Origin of the sequence: Nocardia sp. NPDC059691 (assembly GCF_042733915.1) — a bacterium.
GTDB classification, from domain to species: Bacteria; Actinomycetota; Actinomycetes; order Mycobacteriales; family Mycobacteriaceae; genus Nocardia; species Nocardia sichangensis.
In genome coordinates this window covers 535,436-559,984 of sequence record NZ_JBHWFB010000003.1, presented here as the reverse complement: position 1 = coordinate 559,984, position 24,549 = coordinate 535,436, and the positions used below count along the sequence as shown (strand labels likewise).

Here is a 24,549-nt window from a genome sequence, read left to right as displayed (position 1 = left end):
CACTGATACGCAGCACGGGAGGTGCACGATGCAGACATCGCTGGACATACAGGATCTGTGGCGGACCCGGTACCGGGACTGTTCCGCGGAGCCGTCGACGGATCTCGACATGGATCGCGCCTTGTTCATTCGCAGCGTGCACGCCGGTCACGGCCCGGAGTGCCGCCAATATCTCGCGGCGGCGGCGTACTGTCTCGCCCACGGCGACGAGCACTGAACCATCGGCCGCACTCCGGAACGCGGTGTCGGCAGGGCACCGAGCGCCCTGCCGACACCACGCACCGCCGTGACGCCTACAGGATCGCGAAGGCCACCACGAGCCCGAGCGCGAAATGCGCGGCCGCCACCACGAGCACCTCGGTGGTGTAGGTGTCGGCGTGCAGTGCGGCGCCGATGTCGATACCGAGCGCCCGTTCGATGACGCGCACCGAGATGACCTGCGCGACAATGCCGACCAAGCCGAACACCAAGGCGGCGATCAGGCCCTCGGAGAGTTTGCCGCCGCTGCCCACGGCGAAGATGGCGAGCACGACGATGAACGCCATGCTGATCATGCCCGCCGCGGTGACGATGACGGCGTTCGGCTTGCCCGCCACCACCAGCTTGCGCAGCTTGCCCGGCGTGGTCAGGTCGATGGCGTAGAAGCCGACGAGCATGAGCACCAACCCGACGAGGGCATAGAGGACGATCGCGCCCACGCCCTCGCCGAGCGAGTTCCAGTACCCCGATTCCAGGGCGACTGCGGTCATCTTGATCCTTCCGAGATGGATCGGCATGCGGCCGAGATGGGTTCGTGCTTGACGGTGACGATGCTCAGTCGGTGGCGATGCGATGCGGGACGAATGCGGAGCCGTCGTCGGTGATCAGTCCCGCGGTCTCGCGGATACCCAGCCCCGCCGCGGCGTCGCCGACGATCCACGCGCCGAGCACCGGACGCATGTCGTCGAATTCCGGGAGCGGATCGAGCAGTTGGTACACGTAGCCTTCCTCGCCGTAGACGCCGCCGGTCGCGGTCTCCAGTCCGGCGCCGACGATCGTCATGTTGGCGCCCTCGCGTCCCAGCTTCGGTTTGCGGATGTACTCGGTGAGCTCGTTGGGCTGGTCGAGGTAGGCGGGCAGCAGATTCGGGTGACCCGGATACATCTCCCACAGCACCGCCAGGATCGCCTTGTTGCTCAGCAGCGTCTTCCACAGCGGTTCGATCCACATGGTCTCCGGCAGGCTGTCCACGACGCGTTTGCCGAAATCGTCGTCGAGCACCCACTCCCACGGGTAGAGCTTGAAGACCGCCTCCATCGGAGCCTCCGCCAGGTCGACGAAACGCTCCAGCTCGGAATCGAATCCGATCTCCTCGATCGGCAGCGCGATGGTGTCGAAACCGGCCTCGGCCGCGGTCTCCTGCAGGTAGGCGGTGGTGACGTTGTCCTCGCCGGTGGCGTCCGCGCCGGACCAGGTGAAGTGCAGCTGCGACGTGGGCAGCACGTCGCGCAACTCGCCCCACCGCTCGACCAGCTTCTCGTGCAACGAGTTCCACTGGTCGCCGCCGGGGTAGCGGTCGGTCAGCCAGTGCCACTGCACGATGGCCGCCTCCAGCAGCGAGGTCGGCGTGTCGGCGTTGTACTCCAATAGTTTCGCCGGACGCCGTGCGTCGTAGCGCAGGTCGAAACGCCCGTACACGTGCGGATCGGAACGCCGCCAGGATTCGGCGATCGGGCCCCAACTCCATTCGGGCAGGCCGAAATCGGCGTACCGCTCGGTGAGCACGATGTGCTCCACCGCGTTCAGGCACATCGAGTGCAGGAGTTCGACGTCGGCCTCCAAGGCGAGGATCTCCGACATCTCGAACTCGTAGTGCACCGACTCGTCCCAGTACGGCCGCGGCTGACCGCTCGCGTCCCGCCCCGGGGCACCGTAGACCAGGCCTTGGCTCTCGATGATCTGCTGCCAGCCCGGCCGGGGCGTATCCCGTACACGCCGCATCTACGATCCTCCGCCGCTCTTGCTACCCAGGCCGCCGCGCTGGATGGTGGTGCCGCTCTTGGTCTTGATCTCGGCGCTCTTCGGCTTGATCGTGGTGCCGCCGACGGGCGGTTTGCCGATCGTGCCGGTGCCGCCGTAGTAGTAGCGGTACTGCGGCCCGCCGCCGAGGATGATCAAACCGGGATTGATGCCGGTGTCGTTGACGAAGCCAGGACGGCCGTCGCCGCAGTAGTAGTCGTCGACCACGATTTCTTGGCCGTTCTCGGTTTTCATGCACTGGGCCGTGACCCGGTCAGGGGCAGCCAAGGCGCGATAGGCCAGATAGCCGCCGCCGACCAGGGCGGCGACGCCGACGATGGCGACACCGCCGATCATGACGCGTTTGCGGGTGCGCTTCTTGGCCTCCTCGGCCGCGGCGGCTGCGCGCTGGACTTCCTCGGCGCGCTTGCGCGCCTTGTCGCGCGCTCGCGCCTCGGCCACCGTGGGCGGGCGGGGGCGGGTCACGCCCGCTTCTTGGCGTTGGATACTGCCGGGGCGAGGAGGGGGCGCGGCGGGCGGCCGATCGCCGGGACCGCCCCCGCTCGATGGCACTGAAGTGGGCGTCGACCAGTCGCTTTCGGGCTGATCGGCGTCACCCGATGCGGACGTGGGGGTCGATCGGTCGGCGCCACCGGCGGCAGGTGCCGACCTGTCCTGATCGTCGCCGGACGGCGGCGTCGGCGGTTGCCGGTCCTCGGCCGGGCGCTGTGGACCGGACGGCCGCTCGGGCTCGTCCCGCCGCTCGTCACCCGGATCTCGCGTGCTCATCGCTGCGCCCCCCTCGTCGCCCGAACCACCACTACCGCTCCTCGAAACCGGTCAAATCACCCCGCGCGGGCTCCCAGCTTTCCACAACCAACCTGACCTGACCAGGTGTGTCCTCGGAACGCAAGAGGGCCAGCAACCGCTCGCAAGCCGGTCGCGGACCTTCGGCGACCACGTGCACGCGGCCGTCCCTGGCATTCGTCGCATGCCCGGCCAGTCCCAATTCGAGCGCGCGGGACCGGGTCCACCAGCGGAAACCGACGCCCTGGACCAGTCCGTGCACCCAGGCGCTCAACCGAACGGCCTCGTCCATCAGGCCTCGATGTCGAACGACAGCGTCACCTTCGATCCCGCTTTCAACGTCCGCCCCACGGTGCAGACCTTGTCGATCGCGCGCTGCACGGTGACCAGCAACCGTTCACGGGCCTCCTCGTCGAGGTCGCTGAGGTCGAGTTCGAACACTTCGTCCAGCTGCGGGTAGACCTCGTTCTCCCGGTCGGCGTCGCCGGAGACGCGAATGGTGGCGTCGAAGTTGTCGCCGAGTTTGCGCGACAGGGGGAAGTCCGCGCTCAGGCCGGAGCAGGCGGCGAGCGCGATCTTCAGCAGCTCGCCGGGGGTGAACACACCGGGGACGCCCTGCGAACCGATCAGGACCTCGGCGCCGCGGGAGCTGCGGCCGGTGTAGGCCCTGGTCCCGGTGCGCTCGACCCACAACGTGGTCGGCTCCGGCGCGCTCGGCGCCGCGGGGGCGGTGACGGATGTAGCGGTCTGTTCAGCCATGGGTTCGATCCTGCCATTGTCGTCGCAATCAGTTCGCGGGCCTGGCAACGCCGCGCGAGGACGGGCCATTCCGCGCGGTCGGCGGACCGTGGCCGGGATTACTCCTGGAACCGGTATCCCATGCCCGCCTCGGTGAGCAGGTGCTTGGGGCGTGACGGGTCGTCCTCCAGTTTGCGGCGCAATTGCGCCAGATAGACCCGAAGATAATGGGTCTCGGTGGCGTACGACGGCCCCCACACCTCCCGCAGCAGTTCGCGCCGCCCGACCAGCTTGCCGCGATTGCGCACCAGCATTTCGAGCATGCCCCACTCGGTGGGGGTCAGGTGCACGGTCTCGCCGCGCTTGGTGACCTTCTTGGCGGCCAGGTCGACGGTGAACGAGTCGGTGGTCACCACCGGCGCCGAGGCGTCGGGATCGGTGACGCCGCGCCGGACCGCGGCGCGCAGCCGGGCCAGCAGTTCGTCCATGCCGAACGGTTTGGTGACGTAGTCGTCGGCGCCCGCGTCGAGCGCTTCGACCTTGTCGGCGGAATCCGTCCGCGCCGACAGCACGATCACCGGTGCCGAGGTCCAGCCGCGCAATCCGGCGAGCACCTCGATGCCGTCCATGTCGGGCAGGCCGAGATCGAGGATCACGACGTCCGGATGCCGGTCGGCGGCCGCGCGCAGGCCCGCGCCGCCGGTCGCCGCGGTGATCACCTCGTAGCCGCGGACCGAGAGATTTATTCGCAACGCGCGCACGATCTGCGGTTCGTCGTCGACCACGAGCACCTTCGTCGCCACCGCATCGGGCGTCTTCGTCACAACCGCCGCCTCCTGTGTCGTCGCGGACACCTCACTCACCCGCGCTCGTCGTCTCGTGTGCCACGCCCGTGCCGTTCGCGTCCGGCGCCTCGCCGCCGGGCAAGTCGACCAGCATGGTCAATCCTCCACCGGGTGTGGGCTCGGCGTGCACGGTGCCGCCCATCGCTTCGACGAACCCGCGCACCACCGACAGGCCGAGCCCGACGCCGGTCGTATTGTCCCGGTCGCCGCGCCGCTGGAAAGGCTCGAACAATTGCTCCTCGGTGCCGTGCGGTACGCCGGGACCGGTGTCGACGACCGCGATCGCGACCCGGTCGCCCGCGCGTTCGGCGGTGACCCGGACCGTGCCCGCGCGTGGGGCGTGCCGCAGCGCGTTGTCGATCAGATTGGCCAGCACCCGTTCCAGCAGGCCGCTGTCGGCGAGCACCGAGACGTCGCCGACCTCGACCCGCACCCGGTCCATCGCCGCGCGCCGCAGCCCGCGCGCGCCCATCCCGACGCTCACCAGCGCGCGGTGCACCGCCTCGTCCAGGTACACCCGCCGCACCTGCGGCGTGACCACGCCGACCGCGAGCCGGGAGGAGTCGAGCAGATTGCCGACCAGCGCGGTGAGCTGATCCACCGACTCCTCGATGGTCTCCAGCAGTTCGGCGGTGTCCTCCGGGGAGAACTCGATGTCGTCGCTGCGCAGGCTGGAAACCGCCGCTTTGGCGCCTGCCAGCGGGGTGCGCAGGTCATGGCCGACCGCCGAGAGCAACGCCCGCCGCAGGCGATCGGCCTCCAGCAGGGCCGCGGCGGCGCTGGCCTCCTCGGCCAGGCGAGCCTGCCGGACCAGAGCGACGGCCTGGTTGGTGACCGCGTTCAGCACCGGACGGTCGGCGGCCGCCAGCGGGCGGCCGGCCAGCAGCAACCAGTGCACGGCATCGCCCGCCTCGACCACGGTGTCCGCGTCGGAGGGCCGCCGCGGTGGGCCCACTCCCACCTCGGCGAGGACCTGGTCACCCGACACCAGGGCGACCGCGCGCTGCCCGAACACCTCCCTGATCTGTTCGAGCAGCCGGGGCAGATCCGCGCCGTGCAGGATCGCGCCGGAGAACATGGTCAGCAGTTCGGCTTGCCGGGAGGCCTTGCGCGCCTGCGCGGTTCGTTTCGCGGCCAGATCGACCAGCGCGGCCACCGCGACGGCGACGATGAGCAGCACCACCACGGTGATGAAGCTGTTCGGCTCGGCGATGGTCAGGCTGTAGCGGGGTGGCGCGAAGAACCAGTTCAGCAGCAGGCCCGACAGCAGCGCCGAGAAGGAGGCGGGTACGACGCCGCCGAGCAGCGCGACAGCGACCACGCCCACCACGAACACGGCACTGATGCCGCCGAGATCCAGCACCTCGTCGAGGTAGGCGGCGCTCAGCGCGCACACCAGGGCCGGTACGGCGACGGCGGCGAGCCACGCCGCCACCGGGCGGCGCGGATGCAGGGCCGCGTACCGGAATCCGCGGTGGGCCTCCTCGTGCGTCACCATGTGCACGTCGATCTTGCCGGAGCGTTGCACCACCGTGGAGCCGATGCCCTCATCGAAGATGCGCGCCCACCGCGAGCGACGGGAGGTGCCGAGCACCAGCTGGGTGGCGTTCGCCTCTCGGGCGAACTCGAGCAGGGCGGTGGGCACGTCCTCGCCGGTGACGGTGTGCAGGGAGGCGTCCAGGCTGGCCGCAAGCTCCCGCAGCCGGGCCAGCCGCTCGGTGGAGACCCCGGCCAGGCCGTCGCCGCGCACCACGTGCACGACCACCAGGTCGGCGCTGGATTTGGTGGCGATCCGGCCGGCCCGGCGCACGATCGTCTCCGATTCCGGACCGCCGGTCACCGCCACCACGACGCGCTCGCGCGCCTCCCATAGTTCGGTGATCTTGTGGTCGGCCCGGTACTTGGCCAGCGCGGCGTCGACCTGATCGGCCAGCCACAGCAGCGCCAGTTCGCGCAGCGCGGTGAGGTTCCCCGCGCGGAAATAGTTCCGCAGCGCCGCGTCGATCTTCTCGGCGGCGTAGACGTTTCCGTGGGAAAGCCTGCGGCGCAGCGCTTCCGGTGTGATGTCGACCAGCTCCACCTGGTCCGCCCCGCGCACCACGGCGTCGGGCACCGTCTCGCGCTGCTGGATGCCGGTGATCTGCTCCACGACGTCGTTGAGGCTCTCCAGATGCTGCACGTTGACCGTGGAGATCACGTCGATCCCCGCGTCGAGCAGCTGCGCCACGTCCTGCCAGCGCTTCTCGTGCGTGCTGCCGGGCACGTTGGTGTGCGCCAGCTCGTCGACCAGCACCACCGCGGGGGCGCGGCGCAACACCGCCTCGACGTCGACTTCCTGGAACGTGCTACCGCGATATTCGATCAGCTTCGGGGGGATGCGTTCGATGCCATCGAGCAGTTCCGCGGTTTTCTCCCTGCCGTGTGTTTCGACCACCGCGGCCACCACGTCGCGACCGCGCTCCAGTCGCCGGTGCGCCTCGCCGAGCATGGCGTAGGTCTTGCCGACTCCCGGCGCGGCGCCGAGGTAGATACGCAGCTGACCGCGTTTCACGCCTTCATCATCGCGCGTCGCGCCGCCCCGGCCGAACACCCCTGGGTCGTCCCGGCGCGCTGCCCCACGTCACCGCCGCACATCATCGGCCTCGATCCGCACCGGTCGCAGCCGCGGCGTCTGCGCACGAGCGCCGACTGCGCGAATGACCAGCGCGCAGCAGACGAATGCGACGACAAAGATCACTGCCGACATTGCGATCCTCTCTTCCTTCCCGGCGCCGGTCGCGCTGGAATCGTCCCGCCTGGCCGGCTCTCCACTTCTACCGCCGCCAGGCGGGCCGACCTCGATTTTTACGGTGTGTTGACGGTCCGTCCGCGTTCCTTGACGCCATACTTGCGGGCATCGCGGGCCCGTCAACGAACCGCAAATGCCCGGTGCCGGTGCGTCAAGAAGTCGTCAGGAAACGACCGGACGCGCTATCGGGGCGCTTCACTCGCTCTGTCGCGCCGAAGCCCGGCGCGCGGATGGAGGTTGTCGAGTTATGTCGGTCGTGGTGTTCACCGCGCTCACCGTGGCGGCGTTCGCGCTGCTGGGGTTGGTCCAGCGCGGGGTGGAGAAGTTGTGACCGCGAACCTGATCGGTCTCGTTCTCGCCGCAGGCGTCGCGGTCTATCTGGTCGCGGCGCTGCTGTTTCCCGAGAGGTTCTGAGTGAGCACGACAACCGCGGGGATCGCCTTCGTGGCCTCCCTGATCTTGGCGCTCGCGCTGGTACACGTGCCGCTGGGCGACTACATGTACCGGGTCTACGAGGGACGTGCGCATTCTCGCGTCGAACGTCTCGTCTATCGCGCGATCGGCGCGCATCCCGAAGTCGAGCAGCCCTGGCCCGTGTACGCGCGCAGTGTGCTGGCCTTCTCGGCGGTCGGCATTCTCTTCCTTTTCTTCTTCCAGCTCGTGCAAGGCAAGTTGCCCCTGCACCTGAACGATCCGGGCACCGAGATGACGCCCGCGCTGGCGTGGAACACCGCGGTCAGCTTCGTGACGAACACGAACTGGCAGAACTACTCCGGTGAATCCACTCAAGGGCACCTGGTGCAGATGGCCGGGCTCGCCGTACAGAACTTCGTCTCGGCGGCGGTCGGCATGGCGGTGGCCGTGGCGCTGGTGCGCGGGTTCGCTCGCAGGCACACCGGTGACCTCGGCAACTTCTGGGTGGACCTGGTGCGCGGCACGCTGCGCATCCTGCTGCCGATCGCGTTCGTCTTCGCCCTCGTGCTGGTGGCGGGCGGGGCGATCCAGAACTTCCACCTGCACGACCAGGTGGCGCACACGCTGGGCGGCACCGAGCAGACCATCACGGGCGGCCCGGTCGCCGGCCAAGAGGCGATCAAGGAACTCGGCACCAACGGCGGCGGCTTCTACAACGCCAACTCCGCGCACCCGTTCGAGAACCCGGCCACTTGGACCAATTGGGTGGAGATCTTCCTGCTGCTCGTGATCAGCTTCTCGCTGCCGCGCACCTTCGGCCGGATGGTGGGCAGCCGCAAGCAGGGCTATGCGATCGTCGCGGTGATGGGGACGATCGCACTGTTCAGCGTCACGCTGACCAACCTGTTCCAGCTCCAGCACCACGGCACGGTGCCGACCGCGATCGGCTCCTCGATGGAGGGCGTGGAACAGCGCTTCGGTGTGGCGAATTCGGCCACCTTCGCCGGGGCGACCACCCTGACCTCCACCGGCGCGGTCGATTCGTTCCACGATTCCTACACCAGCCTCGGCGGTCTGATGACGATGTTCAACATGCAGCTGGGCGAGGTCGCGCCGGGCGGCACCGGGTCGGGCCTGTACGGCATGCTGATCCTGGCGGTGATCACGGTGTTCGTCGCGGGCCTCATGGTCGGTCGCACCCCGGAGTACCTGGGCAAGAAGATCACGCCGCGCGAGATCAAGCTCGCCGCGTCGTACTTCCTGATCAGCCCGCTGATCGTGCTGGTCGGCACGGCCGCCGCGATGGCGATGCCGGGGCAGCGCGCGAGCACGCTCAACTCCGGGCCGCACGGACTGTCGGAGGTGCTCTACGCGTTCACCTCGGCCGCCAACAACAACGGCTCCGCTTTCGCGGGCCTGACCGGCAACACCGGGTGGTACAACACCGCGCTGGGCCTGGCCATGCTCTTCGGGCGCTTCCTGCCGATCATCTTCGTGCTCGCGCTGGCCGGTTCGCTCGCGCGGCAGGGCACCACTCCCGCATCGATCGGCACGCTGCCGACCCATCGTCCGCAGTTCGTCGGCATGGTCGTCGGCGTGACGGTGATCCTGGTCGCGCTCACCTTCCTGCCCGCGCTGGCGCTCGGGCCGCTCGCCGAAGGAATCCACTGACATGTCGAGTCCCGCGATCGATGAGAACGTCTCGGCACAGGCCGAGCCCGAGCGGCCACGGGGCAAGAGTGTCCCGAACGGCGTGCTCGACCCCAAGATGCTGCTGACCTCGTTGCCGGACGCGGTACGCAAGCTCGATCCGCGCACGCTGTGGCGCAACCCGGTGATGCTGATCGTCGAACTGGGCGCGGTGTGGTCGACCGTGCTCGCGCTGGCGGACCCGACCTTCTTCGCCTGGGCGATCGTCGTGTGGCTGTGGCTCACGGTGATCTTCGCGAACCTGGCCGAGGCCGTCGCGGAGGGGCGCGGCAAGGCGCAGGCCGACACGCTGCGCAAGGCGAAGACCGACACCGTCGCGCGGCGACTGGTCGAGTGGTCGCCGGGCGCGCGGGTGGTCGAGGAACGCGTCGCGGCCCCGGACTTGCGCCGCGGTGATCACGTCGTGGTCGAGGCGGGGCAGGTGATCCCGGGTGACGGCGACGTCGTGGAAGGCATCGCCTCGGTCGACGAGTCGGCGATCACCGGTGAATCCGCTCCGGTGATCCGGGAATCCGGCGGTGACCGGTCGGCGGTGACCGGCGGTACCACCGTGCTGTCGGACCGGATCGTCGTCCGGATCACGCAGGAACCGGGGCAGAGCTTCATCGACAAGATGATCGCCCTGGTGGAGGGGGCCAGCAGGCAGAAGACCCCGAACGAGATCGCGCTGAACATCCTGTTGGCGGCGTTGACGATCATCTTCGTCTTCGCGGTGGTCACGCTGCAGCCGATGGCGATCTTCAGCAAGTCGAACAATCCGGGCGTGCCGGACACCGTGGCGCTGGACGCGCACGGCGTCACCGGCATCGTGCTGGTCTCGTTGCTGGTGTGCCTGATCCCCACGACCATCGGCGCGCTGCTGTCGGCGATCGGGATAGCGGGCATGGATCGCCTGGTGCAGCGCAATGTGCTCGCCATGTCCGGGCGGGCCGTCGAGGCGGCCGGAGACGTGAACACCTTGCTACTGGACAAGACCGGCACCATCACGCTCGGCAACCGCCAGGCGGCGGACTTCGTCCCGGCGCCCGGCGTGAGCAAGGCGGAACTGGCCGACGCCGCACAGCTTTCCAGCCTGGCCGACGAGACCCCGGAGGGCCGCTCGGTCGTGGTCTACGCCAAACAGGCCTACGGCCTGCGGGAGCGCACACCGGGCGAGCTGAGCCACGCGCGGTGGGTGGAGTTCACCGCGCAGACCCGGATGTCCGGCGTCGACGTCGAGGGCCGTCTGCTGCGCAAGGGCGCGGCGAGCGCGGTCACCGATTGGGTGCGAGCGCAGGGTGGTTCGGTGCCGGCGGAACTCGGCGCCACCGTCGACGGCATCTCCGCCGCGGGCGGCACGCCGCTGGTCGTCGGCCAGGTCGACGGCGGCGCCGCCCGGGTGCTCGGCGTGATCCACCTCAAGGATGTGGTGAAGCAGGGCATGCGCGAGCGGTTCGACGAGATGCGCAGCATGGGCATCCGTACGGTGATGATCACCGGCGACAACCCGTTGACCGCGAAGGCGATCGCGGACGAGGCGGGGGTCGACGACTTCCTCGCCGAGGCGACGCCGGAGGACAAGCTGGCGCTGATCAAGCGGGAGCAGGAGGGCGGACGGCTGGTCGCGATGACCGGCGACGGCACCAACGACGCGCCCGCGCTGGCGCAGGCCGATGTGGGCGTCGCGATGAACACCGGCACGTCGGCCGCCAAAGAGGCGGGCAACATGGTCGATCTGGATTCCGATCCGACCAAGCTGATCGAGATCGTCGAGATCGGCAAGCAACTGCTCATCACGCGTGGCGCGCTGACGACGTTCTCCATCGCCAACGACATCGCCAAGTACTTCGCGATCATCCCCGCCCTGTTCGTGACGCTGTTTCCCGGCCTGGACCTGCTCAACGTCATGCGGCTGGCCAGTCCACAGTCGGCGATCCTGTCCGCGGTGATCTTCAACGCCGTCGTCATCGTGGCGCTGATCCCGCTGGCGCTGCGCGGTGTGCGCTACCGGCCGTCGAACGCGTCGAAACTGTTGAGCCGCAACCTGGCCGTCTACGGGCTCGGCGGCATCATCGCGCCGTTCCTCGGCATCAAACTCATCGACCTCGTGGTCCAGTTCCTCCCCGGGATGTCCTGACATGCGCCTTTCAACCTGGATCCGGCAGCATCTCGCCGCCCTGCGCGCGTTGCTCGCGCTCACGGCGATCACCGGAATCGTCTACCCGCTGGCCGTTTTCGCGGTGGCCCAGCTGCCCGGCCTGCACGAGAAAGCGGACGGGTCGCTGGTCGCCGTCGACGGAACGACCGTGGGGTCCGGCCTGATCGGGCAATCGTTCACCGGATCCGACGGTGCGGCCCTGGTGCGGTACTTCCAGAGCCGCCCTTCCGCCGCCGGTGACGGCTACGATCCTCGGTCCACCGCGGCGAGCAATCTCGGACCGGAGGACATCGTCGACACTCCGGCACGCGCGAGCCTGCTCACCACGATCTGCGCCCGCAGCAAGGAGGTCGGCGACCGTGAGGGGGTCGACGGCAGTCGACCGTTCTGCACGAAAGGCGGTGTGGGCGCGGTGCTCTCGGTGATCGGACCGCGTGACGCCGACGGGGACGTTTCGCATCCCGTCCAGGTCGTCAGCGTCAACGAGGCGTGCCCGGCGCAGCCCTTCGTCGCCGCCTATCGCGGCGTCCGGGTCGAATGCGCCGAACCGGGACGGGACTATTCCGCCGGGCGAGTCGTCCCGATCCACGGCGACGCGCCCGCCGATCCGGCGGTGCCCGCCGATGCCGTCACCGCGAGCGGGAGTGGGCTGGACCCGAACATCTCGCCGGAGTACGCGGCCATCCAGGTGTCCCGGGTCGCGAAGGCGCGCGGGATTTCCGAAGAGCAGGTGCGCGCGCTGGTCGCCGAGCACACCAGCGGCCGGACGCTGGGATTCCTCGGCGAGCCGCGAGTCGAGGTGCTCCGGTTGAACCTGGAGCTGGATCGCCGGTTCCCCGGTTGATCCGCGCGGTGCCGCCGCGGGCGGCGCCGGGTGCCGCCGGCGGCGGTCAGTGGCCGCGGGCGATCCAGTCGGCGAGGAAGGGTTTCTCCGCGCCGATGGTGGTGGAATCGCCGTGCCCGGTATGGACCGTGGTCTCCTCCGGAAGCGTCAGCAGGCGTTCGCGAATCGACTCGATGATCGTGCCGAAATCGGAGAACGATCGGCCGGTCGCACCGGGTCCACCGGCGAACAATGTGTCGCCCGTGAACACGACCTTCGCATCGGGCAGATGCAATGCGACGGAACCGGGGGAGTGGCCGGGGGTGTGCAGGACGTGAAGCTCGCTGTCCGACACGGCGATTCGATCGCCGTCCGCCAGCGGCCGGTAGGCCGTGTCCGGGTGGGTCATGCGCCACAGCGGCTCGTCGCCGGGATGCAGCAGGATCGGCGCCGCCGAGCGCTCGGCCAGTTCGGGGGCGACCGTCACGTGATCGTTGTGTCCGTGGGTGCACACGATCGCGCGAACGGTGCGCCCTCCGACCGCCGCGACGATCGGATCGGCGTCGTGGGCGGCATCGATGACGACCACTTCGTCGTCGTCGCCGACGAGCCAGATGTTGTTGTCCACCGCCCAGGTTCCGCCGTCGAGACAGAAGTCGCCGGAGGTGACGACGCGGTCGATGCGGACGGTCACCAGACCACCACCGAACGCAGCACGTCGCCCGCGTGCATCTTCGCGAAGGCCTGCTCGACCTGGTCGATCCCGATGCGCTCGGAGACGAAGCGGTCCAGTGTCAGCCGTCCCTGGCGGTAGAGGTCGATCAGGGTGGGGAAGTCGCGTTCGGGAAGACAGTCGCCGTACCAAGCGGATTTCAGCGCGCCGCCGCGCGAGAAGAAGTCCAGTAATGGCATCTGGAGGGTCATCTCCGGGGTCGGCACGCCGACGAGGACCACTGTGCCCGCCAGGTCGCGACCGTAGAAGGCCTGCTGCCAGGTCTCCGGCCGTCCGACCGCGTCGATGACCACGTCCGCGCCCCAGCCGTCGGTGTACTCCTGGATCTTCTCGACCACGTCCTCGGTGCTCGCGTCGATGGTGTGGGTGGCGCCGAAATCCTTGGCCCACCGCAGTTTCCGGGCGTCGCGGTCCACCGCGATGATGGTGCGCGCGCCCGCCAGCCGGGCCCCGGCGATGGCCGCGTCCCCGACGCCGCCGCAGCCGATCACCGCGACGGTGTCGCCGATCGAGACGTTGCCGGTGTGTATCGCCGAGCCGATGCCCGCCATCACCCCGCAGCCGAGCAGGCCCGCCACCGCCGGGTCGGCGGCCGGATCGACCTTCGTGCACTGGCCTTCGTGTACCAAGGTCTTGTCGACGAACGCGCCGATGCCGAGGGCGGGAGTCAGCTCGGTCCCGTCGGCGAGCGTCATCTTGTTGCTCGCGTTACGGCTGTCGAAGCAGTACCAGGGCTTGCCGCGCTTGCACGCCCGGCACTCGCCGCAGACCGCGCGCCAATTGAGGATCACATAGTCACCCTCGGCCACGTGGGTTACCGCGGCGCCGACGGCTTCCACCACGCCCGCCGCCTCGTGGCCGAGCAGGAAGGGGAAGTCGTCGGTGATGCCGCCTTCGCGATAGTGCAGGTCGGTGTGGCAGACCCCGCACGCCTGCACCCGCACCACCACGTCGTGCGGGCCCGGATCGGGGATCACCACTTCGACGAGCTCGACCGGTGCGCCTTTGCTGCGGGCCACGATCCCGCGGACGGTTTCCGACACCTGTGCCTCCTGAGCGAGTTCTCGGGACGCGGATCCGGACGTTTCATGGACCCGCGAGCCGAACACCTGTCCATACAGTTGTTCTCGGTGCGAACACTACCGCCGGATCGCGGGAAGTCTCGAGTTTCGGCGCGGAATCACGGCAGGGGTTGACATTCCACTTTGGAGGGTTATGCTTAAGTCATATTCCACTATGGAGGGTGGAACCCGTCGATAGGACCAGGCATGGACATCTCCACCGGCACCCGCGCCTCGAATGCCGAACGCGACGCCGTGGTGCGCCTGCTCGGCAGGCATATGGCGGACGGGCGGATCGATCTGCCCGAATACGACCAGCGCGTCGCCCAGGTGTACGCCACCACCGACCGGGAGGACCTGCGCGGGGTGTTGTCCGATCTGCCCGAACTGAGCAAGGACGCGGGCGCACCGGCCTCCGCACGCCCGCGCATCCCGATCTGGCAGCGCATCGAGGGCAGCACCTGGCTGGCCGTGAGCGCGCTGGTGCTGGTCATCTGGGGCGCGATCTCGCTCAGCGTCGGCGCCTTGACCTACTTCTGGCCGGTCTGGGTGATCGGCCCGTGGGGCGCCGTCCTGGCGTTCCGCATGGTGGCCGGCTTCGAGAACGGCCGATTCACCCACCGCGCGAGCTGAGCGTCATTCCTCGGCGCTGTCACCCGGAACATCGAGTGACAGCGCCGTTTTCGTGTCCTACCATCTGCGCCGCGAGGACTCGTGCGGGGGAAGCGAGGTATCGCGGCGTGACCGCCGGTCGTCGCGATGGCGGCGGCTGGGTGGTTGGTCGTAGGACTGTTCCGGTGCTCGGTCGGATGGGGTGGGGCGGTCGCGGTAGGGAGTATCGGGTCGCTCTCGTCGGCCGGTCTCGGACTCGAAGTTCGTGGGCTCCTGGCCACGCCCCGATCGCCGGTTCGCTCGCGGCCATCGGGCATCCGCTTCGTCGTAGTCGTCGCGATGTCCAGCGACGGGTGTTGTGCCGTGCCCGTCCTGCTGCCGACGTCTCGGCAGTTCGGGGCGGCCGGGTGTAGGGCGCGGGCGTGAATCCGTCCCGCCGCCGCGCGGGAGCCGATCGCCGCGCCGAGTGGGTTCGGGTTCGTCACGGCGACGGCGCGACGGCGCGGGCGAACCGTAGTCGTCGGCCGGACGCTTCGCTTGTCCGGTGGGCCGGGGTTTGTCGCCGCGAGTTCGTCGATCGGTATCGGTGCGCCGGGACGAGGACGGTGGGTCGGCGGCTCCGCGCCGGGTGGAGCGAGTTTCGCCGTGCGCGGACAGGGACTCGCGGGATCGTGTCGCAGCGGGTTTTCCGCGGTGGTCATGGTCGTCGGAGGCTTTCGCGGACGCGCGGGCCTCCCGTGCGCCGGCCGCGTCGTTCGGCGGCTTCCGGTGGGATCTGCTCGCGTGGGGCGGCTGCGGTGGACGCCCCGGCTGGAGCACGGGAAGTTCCCGGGTGTCCTGGGTGGCGCTGACGCCTTTCTCCTGATACTTCGCGGGAATGTCGTGAGCGCGCAGCCACGCACCCGGGTCGTGGCGGGCGGCGGCGTCCAGCCACGGAAGGGTGTCCTCGAGCAGATCGAGCAGGTCACCGCGCCCGTCGCCGAGTGCGCCGCGGATGGCGGGGAAGACGTCAGCGGGGAACGTCCACTTCCATTCCGACCGCGCCTCACCGTGTCGGCGGCCGTGCAGGACGAGGTCGCCGGAGCGGGAGATTTTCGCCCGCACCGTTCGCGTGCCGGATTCGATGACGAGTTCGCCGGTCTCGCTGCGGGTGATCTGCTCCGTCTCGTCATGGTCGTCGAGTTCGCCGGGCTCGATGTCGTCGTCGGGGTCGACGCGGCGCATCCACTTCGTCACCGCGCCCAGCGGGAGCAGCGGCTGCCGGTCGTCCGAGTCGCCGGAGCGGGTGATCCGCAATGTCCGCGCAATCCCGGCGACGAGATCCGCGCGCCCGGGGGCTTCCGCGGGTTCGGGCAGGTCTTCGTCCTCGAAGTGAGCCATGGGCGTCGACCGCGCGCCGGTGCCGGTGCGTCCGGCACGCTCGCCCCTGCCGTACCCGGGCTCGGCGGATCGCCCGGCTCGACCGGGAAAATTCCCAGAACTGGGAGTTTCGTCCTCCTCGTCGTCGTCCCACGGCGGGTCCGCGTCCTGCTCCTGCGCCCGCAGTTTGATCTCGAACCACGCCGCGCCCAGGGCGGCCGCACCGAAGGCGGCCGCGATCGCGACCTCCACCCGCACATCGCTCAGCAGCGCGCTCTTGCTGCGTTCACAGGCGTGCAGGAGCAGCAGGCTGCCGAGTACCAGCCCCGCGATCCGGGCAAGGCGGAACCGGGTACTTGTCCCTGGTGAGGGGGCAGACATCGTGGTGCGCTCCCGAAATTCCGCTGGCGAATCAGAGGGATCGTATGTGGCCGGAGGGTGTGGCGTCAGTGCCAGTTCGAGACCGCGCGGAATCGGCGGACCCACGGGTGGGGAGGGTACCGGTGGCCGGCCGAGTGCCGGCGAGCGTTTCCGGGGTCGCGGCACGAGGGCTGAGTGGGTCACGGCGCGGACGCCGACCGACAGTGCCGCCGCCCATGTGGGCAAACCTCGAGCACATCGAAATGCGCGCGAACCGGCGGCGAGTCGATAACCTACGGATATCGCCGAACCACCACTCGGCCGCGCACGCCGTCGGGCCCCGGAGGCTCCCGGTACGCGACGGATACCATGACAGGTCGCCGGATGCGCTGCCGCGACGCGAAACGCCGACCGGGCAGAACACGGAAAGGTCGTCGAACTTGCACCTGAAGAGCCTGACGTTGAAGGGCTTCAAATCCTTCGCGTCCGCGACGACCCTGCGCTTGGAACCGGGCATCACGTGTGTGGTCGGTCCCAACGGATCGGGCAAATCGAACGTCGTCGACGCGCTCACCTGGGTGATGGGCGAGCAGGGCGCGAAGGCGCTGCGCGGCGGCAAGATGCAGGACGTGATCTTCGCGGGCACGGCGGGCCGCGCCCCCCTCGGCCGCGCCGAGGTCACGCTGACCATCGACAATTCCGACGGCGCGCTGCCGATCGACTACGCCGAGGTGTCCATCACCCGGCGCATGTTCCGCGACGGCGCGGGCGAATACGAGATCAACGGCAACTCCTGCCGCCTGATGGACGTGCAGGAACTGCTCAGCGACTCCGGTATCGGCCGCGAGATGCACGTCATCGTGGGGCAGGGTCAGCTGTCGGCCATCCTGGAGTCGCGCCCGGAGGACCGCCGCGCGTTCGTCGAGGAGGCCGCCGGTGTGCTCAAGCACCGCAAACGCAAGGAAAAAGCGGTACGCAAGCTCGAAGCTATGCAGGCCAACCTGGCCCGGCTGACCGACCTCACCACCGAACTGCGCCGCCAGCTCAAACCGCTGGGCAGGCAGGCCGAGGTGGCGCGCAGGGCGCAGACCGTGCAGGCGGACCTGCGCGATGCCCGGCTGCGGCTGGCCGCCGACGATCTGGTCACCCGGCGCGAAGAGCTGGCGAGCCAGCAGAGCAAGGAAGCGTACGCGCGCGAGCAGCAGATCACCGTGCACTCCGAGCTGGACGCCGCCAACGCGGCGCTGGCGCAGCAGGAATTCCAGCTGTCCCGGCTGACGCCGAGCGCCGAGGCCGCCGCACAGCTGTGGTTCCAGCTCTCCGCGCTCGCCGAACGGGTCAACGCGACCATTCGCATCGCCGGCGACCGGGCGCGGCACCTGGACACCGCCGCTCCGGTCAGCGCCGGCCGCGACCCCGAGCAGCTCGAGGCCGAGGCCGACCGGGTCGAAGCCGAGGAGGCCGAACTGCGCGAAGCGGTGGAGATCGCCGCGGAGACCTTGGAGGCGGCCCGAGACCAGCTGGCCGAACGCGAATACGCCGCCAAGGCCGCCGAGCAGGCACACCTGGCCGCCGTGCGGGCGATCGCCGACCGGCGCGAGGGCGTGGCCCGGTTGTCCGGCAAGGTGGACACCCTGCGGGCCAGGGCGCAGTCGGTGGACGCGGAGATCGCGCGACTGTCGGTCGCCATCGCCGACGCCCGTCACCGCGGCGAGGCCGCCCAAGCCGAATTCGACACGGTGCAAGCCGAACTCGCCGAACTCGACGCGGGCGAGGCCGGTCTGGACGCCCAGCACGAGCACGCGGTACAGGCGCTGGAACTGGCCGATCAGCGGGTCACCGAACTGCGTGAACAGGACCGCGACGCGAGCAAGCGAGTCGCATCGCTCGGCGCGCGGATCGAGGCGCTCGGCATGAACCTGGCGCGCCGGGACGGCGTCGCCTGGCTGGTGGAGCACCGCGAACAAGGTCTGCTCGGCCCGCTCTCGGCGCTGCTGCGTGTGCACGGCGGCTTCGAGGCCGCGGTCGCCGCCGCGCTCGGCCCGCTGGCCGACGCCGTCGCCGCCGACACCGGCGAGTCCGCGCACGCCGCGATCCAGGCGCTCAAGGACGCCGACGGTGGCCGCGCCGCCGTCGTCTTCGGCGCCGAGCGCACCGATCGGCCGCAGCCGGGCGCGTTGCCCGACGGCGCCCGCTGGCTGGTCCACGTGGTGGAGTGCCCCGACACGGTGCGCGGCGCGATCGCGGCGCTCACCGCGGGGATCGCCGTGGCCGACGATCTGCCCGCCGCCCGCGCGCTGGTCGCGGTGCGGCCCGAGCTGCGCGTGGTCACCCGCGACGGCGATCTCGCCGGAAACGGCTGGCTGCTGGGCGGTTCCGATCGCGCGCCCAGCCAGCTGGAGATCCAGGCCGACATCGACGCCGCCCGGACCGAACTGGTCGCGGCGCAGCGGCGCGCCGAGGAACTCGAGGCCGCGCTGTCCGGCGCGCTCGAAGAGCAAGCCGATCGCAAGGACGCCGTCGACCACGCGCTGCTCGCCCTGCACGAATCCGACCAGGCGCTGGTGGCGATCTACGAGCGGCTGGGCAGGCTCGGCCAGACCGCCCGCACCGCACACGCGGACAGCGAACGGCTGGTCGGCCAGCGCGACGACGCGGAGACGAGCCGGGAAGAGGCACTCGCCTCGCTCGCCGAACTGGAAGACCGCCTGCGCCACGCGGAACTCGAGCAGGCCGAGGTCGATGCCGACGGTGCGGGCGCGGCGGGCACCGAGTCCGCGGGCCGGGCGCGGGAGGAGGCGGCGGCCGCGCTGGCCGAGGCGCGGGCGATGGAGGTCGAGGCCAGGCTCGCCGTGCGCACGGCCGAGGAACGAGCGGAATCGGTACGCGGCAAGGCGGACTCGCTGCGCCGGGCCGCGCGCGCCGAGCGGGAGACCCGGGCCAGGGCCGAGCGCGCCCAGGCCGCGCGCAAGAAGGCGGCGGAGGTGGCCGCCGCCGTCGCCGAATCCGGCGCGAAGATCGCGGGCGAACTCGAGCGCGTGGTCGCCGAGGCGGGCGCGCGCCGGGACGAACTGGTGCGCAAGCGCTCCGAGTGTGCCGCGCAGGTGGAACAGGTCAAGGAGCGGGTGCGTGCGCTCACCGCGCAGCTTTCCCAGCTCACCGACGCGGTGCATCGGGACGAGGTGGCGAAGGCTCAGGCGGCGCTGCGCATCGAGCAACTGGAGGCGACCATCGCCGAGCAGTTCGGCATCGCGCTGGACGACCTGATCGCCGAGTACGGTCCGGACGTGCCGCTGCCGCCCTCGGCGCTGGAGCTGCAGGAATACGAACAGGCCAAGGAGCGCGGCGAGCAAGTCAGCGAACCCGCGCCGATGCCTTACGACCGGCAGACCCAGGAACGTCGCGCCAAGCGTGCGGAGAAGGATCTCGCCACCCTGGGCAAGGTGAATCCCCTGGCGCTGGAGGAATTCGCGGCGCTGGAGGAGCGGTACAACTTCCTGGCCACGCAACTCGAGGACGTCAAGAGCGCGCGCAAGGATCTGCTCGACGTGGTCGCCGAGGTCGATGCCCGCATCCTCCAGGTGTTCACCGAGGCATACGCCGACGTGGAACGCGAGTTCGTCGAGGTGTTCGCGAAACTGTTCCCCGGTGGCGAGGGCAGGCTGCTGCTCACCGACCCCTCGGACATGCTCACCACCGGCATCGAGGTGGAGGCGCGTCCGCCGGGCAAGAAGGTCAAGCGGCTGTCGCTGCTGTCCGGTGGGGAGAAGTCGCTGACCGCGGTCGCGTTACTGGTGGCCATCTTCCGCGCCCGGCCCTCGCCGTTCTACGTGATGGACGAGGTCGAGGCCGCGCTCGACGACACCAACTTGCGCCGCCTGATCGGCCTGTTCGAGCAGTTGCGGGAGAAGAGCCAGCTGATCGTCATCACCCACCAGAAGCCGACGATGGAGATCGCCGACGCGCTCTACGGTGTCAGCATGCGCGGCGACGGCATCACCCAGGTGATCTCCCAGCGGCTGCGCGGGGAGAACCTGGCCCCGGTCGGCGCGGCGGGCTGAGCCGCGCCGCGCGGTCACCCGCGGCGTGCGGGAAGGCCAGGTACGCCTCGCCGGACGATCATCCCGTCGAACAGGGCGAATAGTCGCCTCGAATCACCCTGCGACGCGCGCGTTTTCGTGGTCGAGCAGCGCTTTGATCTGCGCCGCTCCGGTCTCGGCGAGCCAAGTGTCGAACGTGCGCAGCCCGGGGTGGATCTCGCGGATCTCGTCGACGTCGGCGCGCCAGCCGCCGGTGTGGCGCATGAGGCGCCACGTATTGCCGATCTCCTCGCCGAGCGCGTCCGACTCGGCTTCGGTGACTTCGTGGTAGCGCACCTGATGCCCGGTGGCGGCGCTGATCGCCGCGGCGGCCGCGGGCGGGACGAGCACGTCGCCCGCGAGTTCGAGGACGCGGCCGTGGAAGCGATCCGGGTCGGCGAACGCGAGACCGGCGATATCGCCGATGTCCGCGACGGCGATGACCTTCATCGGACCTTCGGCCGGGAACAGGTGCCGGTGCACGCCGTCGAAGATGCCGTCGACGGGGGACGTGCGCAGCAGGTAGTTCTCCATGAAGCGCACCGGGCGCAGCAGGGTGTACCGCACGCCGCTGGCGATGACGGCGTCTTCGATGCGCTTCTTGCCCCTGGCGCCCCACGAGACGTCGTCGCCCATCGACGCGATGCCGGTGAACACGATCTGCCACACACCGGCCGCACGCGCGGCGTCCACGACGGCTTCTCCGCGCGCGGCTTCCAATTCGACATCCCAGCCTTTGGGGCCGTACGCGGCGGGCGGGACCAGGAACAGTCCGCTGACGCCGGCCAGCGCCGCGGACAAGGTCTCGGGGGCGTCGAAGTCGCCGACGGCGAGTTCCGCGCCCGCCGCGGCCAACTCCCGCGCGGCGGGTGACTGCGCGTCGCGGACCAGCGCGCGCACCGCCCTGCCGTCGGCCAGCAGTCGCCTGGCGGTCACGCCGCCTTGCTTGCCGGTGGCGCCGGTGACCAGGATGAGGTTGTGCTGAGGGGACATGCTCCGCCTTCTCTGCTCGGTAGAATCGGGTTGGTTGACCCGGATTCGAACGATACGGGTGCCTCGACCCGATTGACCAGGCTGCTCAACGGAAGGCCGTAACGAAATGACCGCATCGCTCGCCCAGGGCGCGACGTCGCGAGCCGATGCCCGCCGCAATCGCGCCCTCGTGCTGGCTGCCGCGCAACGCGCCTTCGCGGAGCAGGGCGCCTCCGTGTCGCTCGTCGAGGTCGCCCGCAGGGCGGGTGTCGGCGCGGGCACCGTCTACCGGCACTTCCCCACGAAAGCCGCACTGTTGGAAGCGGTTATGCAGCAGCGCGTCGACCGGTTGGCGAAGATGGCCGCAGACCATCTCGCCGCGCCGGATCCGGGCGCCGCCTTCTTCGACTTCTGCACCGCGGTGATCACCACAACGCCGGACAACCAGGCGTTATGCGACATCGTTCAGTCCGACGACGGCTGGCCTCGTGCGCTTTTGCGCAGCGCGGGGGCACGTTTCCGCGACGCGTTGGCCGCCCTGCTCGTGGCGGCCAAGCGCGACGGGGCGGTCCGGGCCGACATCGAACTCGACGACGTGCTGGCGATCTTCACCGGATGCGTTGCGATCCAACGGCTCCGGAAGGCGCGGGGCGGCATGGACCGTAGCGCCGCCATCGTGCTGGACGCGCTGCGTGCGGAGCCGGTAGGGCTGATGGTGACGAAACGGGATGCGGTGGCCGAAGTCCGTAACGAAACTGTCGATCGTAACGAAAGTGGAGCCGACAGCTGCCCGGTGTGTCACGCGGCGTTGTCCCGCGCTGGGACGGGCCGACGGGCGAGATATTGCTCGGCGGCATGTCGTCAGAAAGCTCATCGCCGGCGCATCGCGGCGGCGCGCTGAGCCGAATGGCGCATTTGTGCCAATCGGTTCTCTGCTGCGCCACGAACCGATCGGACACCGGCCCGCTATTCGGGTGAGCCGGTGGTCCGCGCTGCGCACCGCCGTAGGTGTTACCGGTGGCTCAGAGCAGGTCGCTGACGTCGTCGGGCACGTCGACGGCGTACTTGCGCAGGATGTCCATCGAGATCACTTCCAGGGCGTTCTCGTGCGTGGCGGCCAGCACCACGGGCGCGGCGACGCCGTCCTCGTGCGCGTGCAGCCATCGCACGGCGACCACGCACCATCGGTCACCCGGCTGCAAACCGGGAAAATTGTTCTCCGGGCGCGGCGTGCTCAAATCGTTTCCGATGGAAGCTTGATGCTCCAGGAATTCTGCCGTGACGACGGTGCACACGGTGTGGCTGCCCAGATCCTCCGGCCCGGTACTGCAGCAGCCGTCCCGGTAGAAGCCGGTGAGAGGATCGGTGCCGCACTCTTCCAGCGGCCCCCCAAGCACGTTTCGATCGGTCACGTCGCCGATCCTATTGTCCCTTCGCGAGAAGTTCCGCAGGACAAGAAATCTGGAGGGCTGTGTCGGTGCCCGCTCGCACCTGCCCTCGGCCCGGCACCTGCGATGTTCGCCGAGTTCGCGCCCCCGGCCCCGGCGCGCGACGCGCGCGCCGGGTGCGGCTCGGGGCCGATCCCGTGACGGTCGGTCTGCAAGGATGGTCCGCGTGAGTCCTGAAGTCTGGATCCTGATCGCCGCGGTCGCCGCACTGCTGCTCGTCGTGCTCGTCGCCGGTTTCGTCCGGTACAAGCGTGGCCGCGTGTCGCTGACTCCGCCCACGCAGGAGAAAGAGGTGACCGACCGGTCCGGTGGTTATGCCGCGTCCGGTGGATTCACCTTCAGCCGGGGCGGCGCGGCGACCGAACCGCAACCGGTCGAGCGCACCGACACCGAAGGACAGCCGCACGTCGGCGACGACGCCGCGATTCCACGCGACGCGCCCAAACGCGGCATCACCAACGTTCCGTTGCCGGACGCGGACGTCACCGACGTGTCCGTCGCGCCGGACGTCGTGGAGCCGGCCACCGAGCGCGAGGCGGGCACTCCGGCGGCCGAGACGACAGCTCAGGCGCCCGACCAGCTGGAAACCCAGGAGAGCCCGGCCACGGCCGAGGACGCGACCGCCGAGCCGCCCACCGACACCGCGGAGCCGGAGACCGAACCCGCCACCGAGATCGTCGCGCCCGACACGCCCGCGGGGGCGGAAGCACCCGTCGCGCTGGAGGAGATCGAGCCCACCGCCGGCCGCCTGGTCCGGCTGCGCGGACGACTGTCGCGCTCGCAGAACGCGGTCGGCAAGAGCCTGCTCGGCCTGCTCGGTGGCGGTGACCTGGACGACGACTCGTGGGAAGAGGTGGAGGACACCCTCGTGCTGGCCGACCTCGGCACCGCGAGCACCACCGCTGTCGTCTCCCGGCTGCGCTCGGAGATGGCGGCACGCAGCGTGCGGACCACCGACCAGGCGCGTGCCGTGCTGCGCGACGTGCTGATCGAGCAGTTGCGACCGGAGCTGGACCGCTCGGTGCGCGCGCTGCCGCATCCCGATCACCCGTCGATCCTGCTCGTGGTCGGCGTGAACGGCACCGGCAAGACCACCACCACCGGCAAGCTCGCGCGCGTGCTCGTGGCCGACGGCCGCCGGGTGCTGCTCGGCGCGGCCGACACCTTCCGCGCCGCGGCCGCCGACCAGTTGCAGACCTGGGGCGAGCGGGTCGGCGCCGACACCGTCCGCGGCCGCGAGGGCGCCGACCCGGCCGCGGTCGCGTTCGACGCGGTGGCCGCGGGCGTCGAGCACGGCGTCGACGTGGTGCTGATCGACACGGCCGGTCGGCTGCACACCAAGACGGGTCTGATGGACGAGCTGGGTAAGGTCAAGCGCGTCGTGGAGAAGAAGGCAGCCGTCGACGAGGTCCTGCTCGTGCTGGACGCGACCGTCGGGCAGAACGGACTGACCCAGGCCAGGGTGTTCGCCGAAGTGGTCGATATCACAGGCGTCGTGCTGACCAAGCTCGACGGGACGGCGAAGGGCGGCATCGTCTTCCAGGTCCAGCACGAATTGGGCGTGCCGGTGAAGCTGGTCGGGCTCGGTGAGGGGGCTGACGACCTGGCTCCGTTCGAGCCCGCCGCGTTCGTGGACGCGCTGCTGGGCTGAGCCGTTCCACTCGC

Annotated in this window: 21 protein-coding genes; 9 read left to right on the top strand and 12 right to left on the bottom strand. The window is 69.9% G+C overall.

Going from position 1 to position 24,549, the window contains the following annotated elements:
* Nucleotides 1-28: 28 nt before the first annotated feature.
* Nucleotides 29-217 (top strand): hypothetical protein, encoded by a 189-nt coding sequence (locus ACFV2O_RS09885; protein ID WP_039799555.1) that lies wholly within the window; start codon nucleotides 29-31, stop codon nucleotides 215-217.
* 76 nt (nucleotides 218-293) lie between these two features.
* On the opposite strand, the gene ACFV2O_RS09880 is transcribed toward ACFV2O_RS09885, so the two are convergent.
* The 7 genes from ACFV2O_RS09880 to ACFV2O_RS09850 form a co-directional block, all read right to left on the bottom strand.
* Nucleotides 294-749, bottom strand: coding sequence for a DUF350 domain-containing protein (locus ACFV2O_RS09880; RefSeq protein WP_379251499.1), 456 nt, complete (start codon nucleotides 747-749; stop codon nucleotides 294-296).
* Between the two features lie 64 nt (nucleotides 750-813).
* On the bottom strand, nucleotides 814-1,980 hold the full coding sequence (locus tag ACFV2O_RS09875; protein ID WP_355069844.1) for a glutathionylspermidine synthase family protein: 1,167 nt from the start codon (nucleotides 1,978-1,980) through the stop codon (nucleotides 814-816).
* Nucleotides 1,981-2,484 (bottom strand): hypothetical protein, encoded by a 504-nt coding sequence (locus tag ACFV2O_RS09870; protein WP_379251498.1) that lies wholly within the window; start codon nucleotides 2,482-2,484, stop codon nucleotides 1,981-1,983.
* Between the two features lie 334 nt (nucleotides 2,485-2,818).
* The gene (locus tag ACFV2O_RS09865) at nucleotides 2,819-3,097 is read right to left on the bottom strand and encodes an acylphosphatase (protein ID WP_355069847.1); all 279 of its coding nucleotides are present in this window, start codon (nucleotides 3,095-3,097) and stop codon (nucleotides 2,819-2,821) included.
* Complete coding sequence (locus ACFV2O_RS09860) at nucleotides 3,097-3,564, bottom strand: OsmC family protein (RefSeq protein WP_379251497.1); 468 nt, start codon at nucleotides 3,562-3,564, stop codon at nucleotides 3,097-3,099. Before ACFV2O_RS09860 ends, ACFV2O_RS09865 begins: the two co-directional genes overlap by 1 nt.
* 98 nt (nucleotides 3,565-3,662) lie before the next feature.
* Nucleotides 3,663-4,367, bottom strand: a complete 705-nt coding sequence (locus ACFV2O_RS09855; RefSeq protein WP_379251496.1) for a response regulator — start codon at nucleotides 4,365-4,367, stop codon at nucleotides 3,663-3,665.
* Nucleotides 4,368-4,398: 31 nt separating this feature from the next.
* Nucleotides 4,399-6,939 (bottom strand): ATP-binding protein, encoded by a 2,541-nt coding sequence (locus tag ACFV2O_RS09850; protein ID WP_379251495.1) that lies wholly within the window; start codon nucleotides 6,937-6,939, stop codon nucleotides 4,399-4,401.
* On the opposite strand from ACFV2O_RS09850, the gene ACFV2O_RS09845 reads away from it, so the two are divergent.
* From ACFV2O_RS09845 to ACFV2O_RS09830, 4 genes are read left to right on the top strand one after another with little or no spacing between them, the layout of a single operon-like run.
* Nucleotides 6,859-7,590, top strand: coding sequence for a potassium-transporting ATPase subunit F (locus tag ACFV2O_RS09845; protein WP_379251494.1), 732 nt, complete (start codon nucleotides 6,859-6,861; stop codon nucleotides 7,588-7,590). The genes ACFV2O_RS09850 and ACFV2O_RS09845 overlap by 81 nt on opposite strands.
* Nucleotides 7,591-9,261, top strand: coding sequence for a potassium-transporting ATPase subunit KdpA (gene kdpA / locus ACFV2O_RS09840; RefSeq protein ID WP_379251493.1), 1,671 nt, complete (start codon nucleotides 7,591-7,593; stop codon nucleotides 9,259-9,261).
* Between the two features lies 1 nt (nucleotide 9,262).
* The gene (kdpB, locus tag ACFV2O_RS09835) at nucleotides 9,263-11,416 is read left to right on the top strand and encodes a potassium-transporting ATPase subunit KdpB (protein ID WP_379251492.1); all 2,154 of its coding nucleotides are present in this window, start codon (nucleotides 9,263-9,265) and stop codon (nucleotides 11,414-11,416) included.
* 1 nt (nucleotide 11,417) lies between these two features.
* On the top strand, nucleotides 11,418-12,281 hold the full coding sequence (locus ACFV2O_RS09830) for a potassium-transporting ATPase subunit C (protein ID WP_379251491.1): 864 nt from the start codon (nucleotides 11,418-11,420) through the stop codon (nucleotides 12,279-12,281).
* Between the two features lie 46 nt (nucleotides 12,282-12,327).
* Here the strand turns inward: ACFV2O_RS09830 and ACFV2O_RS09825 are convergent, their stop codons facing one another.
* On the bottom strand, nucleotides 12,328-12,957 hold the full coding sequence (locus ACFV2O_RS09825; RefSeq protein ID WP_379251576.1) for an MBL fold metallo-hydrolase: 630 nt from the start codon (nucleotides 12,955-12,957) through the stop codon (nucleotides 12,328-12,330).
* On the bottom strand, nucleotides 12,951-14,036 hold the full coding sequence (locus tag ACFV2O_RS09820) for an S-(hydroxymethyl)mycothiol dehydrogenase (protein ID WP_379251490.1): 1,086 nt from the start codon (nucleotides 14,034-14,036) through the stop codon (nucleotides 12,951-12,953). The genes ACFV2O_RS09825 and ACFV2O_RS09820 overlap by 7 nt, the downstream gene beginning before the upstream one ends.
* Before the next feature lie 225 nt (nucleotides 14,037-14,261).
* On the opposite strand from ACFV2O_RS09820, the gene ACFV2O_RS09815 reads away from it, so the two are divergent.
* Complete coding sequence (locus tag ACFV2O_RS09815; RefSeq protein WP_355069864.1) at nucleotides 14,262-14,687, top strand: DUF1707 domain-containing protein; 426 nt, start codon at nucleotides 14,262-14,264, stop codon at nucleotides 14,685-14,687.
* A 57-nt stretch (nucleotides 14,688-14,744) separates the two neighbouring features.
* Here ACFV2O_RS09815 and ACFV2O_RS09810 read toward each other — a convergent pair whose 3' ends face one another.
* Nucleotides 14,745-16,406, bottom strand: coding sequence for a hypothetical protein (locus ACFV2O_RS09810; RefSeq protein ID WP_379251489.1), 1,662 nt, complete (start codon nucleotides 16,404-16,406; stop codon nucleotides 14,745-14,747).
* A 419-nt stretch (nucleotides 16,407-16,825) separates the two neighbouring features.
* On the opposite strand from ACFV2O_RS09810, the gene smc reads away from it, so the two are divergent.
* The gene (gene smc, locus ACFV2O_RS09805; protein WP_379251488.1) at nucleotides 16,826-20,446 is read left to right on the top strand and encodes a chromosome segregation protein SMC; all 3,621 of its coding nucleotides are present in this window, start codon (nucleotides 16,826-16,828) and stop codon (nucleotides 20,444-20,446) included.
* Nucleotides 20,447-20,539: 93 nt separating this feature from the next.
* Here smc and ACFV2O_RS09800 read toward each other — a convergent pair whose 3' ends face one another.
* Nucleotides 20,540-21,457 (bottom strand): NmrA family NAD(P)-binding protein, encoded by a 918-nt coding sequence (locus tag ACFV2O_RS09800; RefSeq protein WP_379251487.1) that lies wholly within the window; start codon nucleotides 21,455-21,457, stop codon nucleotides 20,540-20,542.
* 106 nt (nucleotides 21,458-21,563) lie between these two features.
* On the opposite strand from ACFV2O_RS09800, the gene ACFV2O_RS09795 reads away from it, so the two are divergent.
* A complete protein-coding gene (locus ACFV2O_RS09795; RefSeq protein ID WP_379251486.1) occupies nucleotides 21,564-22,337 on the top strand; it encodes a TetR/AcrR family transcriptional regulator in 774 nt (257 codons plus the stop codon).
* A gap of 121 nt (nucleotides 22,338-22,458) precedes the next feature.
* Here the strand turns inward: ACFV2O_RS09795 and ACFV2O_RS09790 are convergent, their stop codons facing one another.
* Nucleotides 22,459-22,848, bottom strand: a complete 390-nt coding sequence (locus ACFV2O_RS09790) for a DUF2237 family protein (protein WP_019048221.1) — start codon at nucleotides 22,846-22,848, stop codon at nucleotides 22,459-22,461.
* Between the two features lie 193 nt (nucleotides 22,849-23,041).
* On the opposite strand from ACFV2O_RS09790, the gene ftsY reads away from it, so the two are divergent.
* Entirely contained in the window at nucleotides 23,042-24,535 is a 1,494-nt protein-coding gene (gene ftsY / locus ACFV2O_RS09785) for a signal recognition particle-docking protein FtsY (protein WP_379251485.1), read from the top strand.
* Nucleotides 24,536-24,549 lie beyond the last annotated feature (14 nt).

What these genes read in the sequence shown, in the direction of transcription:
- ACFV2O_RS09885 (WP_039799555.1), top strand. Translation starts at nt 29, where the DNA reads ATGCAGACATCGCTGGACATACAGGATCTGTGGCGGACCCGGTACCGG.
- ACFV2O_RS09880 (WP_379251499.1), bottom strand. Translation starts at nt 749, where the DNA reads ATGACCGCAGTCGCCCTGGAATCGGGGTACTGGAACTCGCTCGGCGAG.
- ACFV2O_RS09875 (WP_355069844.1), bottom strand. Translation starts at nt 1,980, where the DNA reads ATGCGGCGTGTACGGGATACGCCCCGGCCGGGCTGGCAGCAGATCATC.
- ACFV2O_RS09865 (WP_355069847.1), bottom strand. Translation starts at nt 3,097, where the DNA reads ATGGACGAGGCCGTTCGGTTGAGCGCCTGGGTGCACGGACTGGTCCAG.
- ACFV2O_RS09860 (WP_379251497.1), bottom strand. Translation starts at nt 3,564, where the DNA reads ATGGCTGAACAGACCGCTACATCCGTCACCGCCCCCGCGGCGCCGAGC.
- kdpB (WP_379251492.1), top strand. Translation starts at nt 9,263, where the DNA reads ATGTCGAGTCCCGCGATCGATGAGAACGTCTCGGCACAGGCCGAGCCC.
- ACFV2O_RS09830 (WP_379251491.1), top strand. Translation starts at nt 11,418, where the DNA reads ATGCGCCTTTCAACCTGGATCCGGCAGCATCTCGCCGCCCTGCGCGCG.
- ACFV2O_RS09815 (WP_355069864.1), top strand. Translation starts at nt 14,262, where the DNA reads ATGGACATCTCCACCGGCACCCGCGCCTCGAATGCCGAACGCGACGCC.
- ACFV2O_RS09810 (WP_379251489.1), bottom strand. Translation starts at nt 16,406, where the DNA reads ATGTCTGCCCCCTCACCAGGGACAAGTACCCGGTTCCGCCTTGCCCGG.
- ACFV2O_RS09800 (WP_379251487.1), bottom strand. Translation starts at nt 21,457, where the DNA reads ATGTCCCCTCAGCACAACCTCATCCTGGTCACCGGCGCCACCGGCAAG.
- ACFV2O_RS09795 (WP_379251486.1), top strand. Translation starts at nt 21,564, where the DNA reads ATGACCGCATCGCTCGCCCAGGGCGCGACGTCGCGAGCCGATGCCCGC.
- ftsY (WP_379251485.1), top strand. Translation starts at nt 23,042, where the DNA reads ATGGTCCGCGTGAGTCCTGAAGTCTGGATCCTGATCGCCGCGGTCGCC.